This window comes from Fructobacillus tropaeoli (assembly GCF_001047135.2).
GTDB classification, from domain to species: domain Bacteria; phylum Bacillota; class Bacilli; order Lactobacillales; family Lactobacillaceae; genus Fructobacillus; species Fructobacillus tropaeoli.
Window position 1 is genome coordinate 1 of sequence record NZ_DF968094.1, and the last position, 2,000, is coordinate 2,000.

Annotated in this window: 4 protein-coding genes and 1 pseudogene; all 5 read right to left on the reverse strand. The window is 44.1% G+C overall.

The genetic code is table 11. The features are described from left to right. Nucleotides 1-359: pseudogene (locus tag AOQ32_RS07730) on the reverse strand (hypothetical protein); the annotation flags it as partial. After that, a complete protein-coding gene (locus AOQ32_RS07735) occupies nucleotides 352-1,173 on the reverse strand; it encodes a bifunctional DNA primase/polymerase (protein WP_059394320.1) in 822 nt (273 codons plus the stop codon). The gene AOQ32_RS07735 and the pseudogene AOQ32_RS07730, both read right to left, overlap by 8 nt. Then, entirely contained in the window at nucleotides 1,170-1,493 is a 324-nt protein-coding gene (locus AOQ32_RS07740) for a hypothetical protein (protein ID WP_059394321.1), read from the reverse strand. The genes AOQ32_RS07735 and AOQ32_RS07740 overlap by 4 nt, the downstream gene beginning before the upstream one ends. After that, complete coding sequence (locus AOQ32_RS08720; RefSeq protein WP_158531891.1) at nucleotides 1,493-1,654, reverse strand: hypothetical protein; 162 nt, start codon at nucleotides 1,652-1,654, stop codon at nucleotides 1,493-1,495. Before AOQ32_RS08720 ends, AOQ32_RS07740 begins: the two co-directional genes overlap by 1 nt. Further along, nucleotides 1,647-1,865, reverse strand: coding sequence for a hypothetical protein (locus tag AOQ32_RS07745; protein WP_059394322.1), 219 nt, complete (start codon nucleotides 1,863-1,865; stop codon nucleotides 1,647-1,649). Before AOQ32_RS07745 ends, AOQ32_RS08720 begins: the two co-directional genes overlap by 8 nt. Nucleotides 1,866-2,000 lie beyond the last annotated feature (135 nt).

Sequence of the window (2,000 nt, forward strand, 5' to 3'; positions counted from 1 at the left end):
TTTTGTTTTTCAAAGGGGTTATAGCTCTGTTGAGCCTGCACTAATACCGTCTTAGCCGTGTCCTCCATCTTTCGGACAGTATAAAACTGTTCCGCCTTAAGAAAGTGAAAAGCCACCCGCTTCGCTTGCTCTAAGGCTCTGTTACGTTTGACCTGTTCCCAGTTCACACCGTTATACAGATAGTAATTCATGTCATCCCCAAAAGGCACAACGGCCATAGGGTTATCTTTTAGGATTGTGTCAGCAAGTTTTAAATAGTTGACTGCGGTAGGCTTGCCCTCTTCATTGCATATCAACCACTTAGGCCTGTCTGTCCGTTCAGCTAAAAAGGTCTGTTCTAATTGCTCTGTGTTAGCCATCGTTTGCCTCCCTTCTTTTTGCCTTAGCAATCTCACGCTTTAAAACGCTTGTATAGACCTTTTCTAGTTCTTGATATCTAAGTGGTTCAAGGCTTCGGTCATTGGCTACCTCGGCAATCTCTAAGGCCCTGCGTGGGTGTAACTGGTAGGACAGTAGCCAACCAATAAGGCTTGTCGCTTGGTCGTTGCGTTGTCCCTTTTCAAAGCCGTTGGCAATCATTCCCCAACGCTCTTCAACACTATAGCGGGTATGCCGTTGGCTGTTCTGTTCCTTGTTGTTGGTTTTATCTTGGTCTAGTTCGTCCACCCACTGCGGTTTGTCTTGTATGTTTGCTAGTCCAGTAGTGGCTTTGTACTCGTTGCCATCAATGACAGACGGGGCAACAATTACACCACCACTATTTAACAGGTCTAGGCCATCCATGGCGCTTATTAGTCGTTGCTTAGTCTCTTTATCTTCACACTTATAAAAAACGTGCCAGCCACCTCCTGCGGTCTTTTCCAGGTAGGTTTCTGATATGGTGGCAGGGTCAACCCCTCGACTGTTCAAGAAGACCTTTAAACTGTGCAGGCCGTCTTTTCCATGTTGGTCAACGTCTACCACCACAAGAGGCGAACGGTCTAGGTCAATGCCAACATTACCACCCTTGTATTCTGGATGTTCTTCTAACCATTCGGCCAACTCTTCCCAGTGATTAAAGCTATTTTTATAGCCACCCTCTTCAGCGTTGTACTTCGTATTAGGCAGTGCCATGTAGACAAAAGCGCCTAGACCCATGTAGGCCTTAATCGCTTTTACTGTGCTGTCATTCATTCAAAGCGCCCCCTGTGTTGTTCAAGACTTGCTACACGTTTCTGGTAGCTCTTAGCGTTGTTCTTCATCATGTTCAGCGTATAAAAATACTCGTCACTGCTTACAATTTTGTACACGCCACCTTTTGCATTTCTCAAACTACCAACCAAATAGCCTTGGTCTGTTAAGTGGCTCAAAATGGTGTATAGTCGTCTTTCTGGTATACCCACTTTCGTGGCCAATAAAGGCACTTTAATAGCGTTCTCTTGTCCTTGGGGCAAGGCCATGTATACTGCCTTTTCCCGTGCTGTTAGTTGGTCTTGGTGTCTTACGTTAGTCATTACAGTTCCCTCCCGTCTATTTTCTGCATCAGTTTTTTATACTCACCCAAGTTAGCAATATGAAAAGTATATTTTTCGCTATCTATGGCAATCGCTGGGGAATCACACAAAGAGTTTAAAGTGTTGACCTCTGCCACTGTCATTAAAAATTTTCTAGCCATTAAATCCCCTTTCAATGTCTGCTGTCAAGTTGGCAATCTGCATATCAACCATGTAAAAAGCCTTGGTGTCTGGCTCTAGCGTGCTGATAAGACGTTTTAAAAAGATAAGGTGGTTGCGTAAATGATCAACAGGGCTGTACTGTCGCTCCTCAACTTTCGCCACTTCTGGCGAACAAAAGCCGTCAAATACTACTGTTTGTGTGTTGTTCATGTTAAAATATAGCCAAATAGCCATTTAAAAGGCGTTTTTTCTCAAGTCATTCCCATCTAGTCGCCAAACTTCGGGGGATGTCTTTTTTTGTGCCTTTTTCATGCTTTCGGCTCTCCTTTCTTAAATATCAGCAAA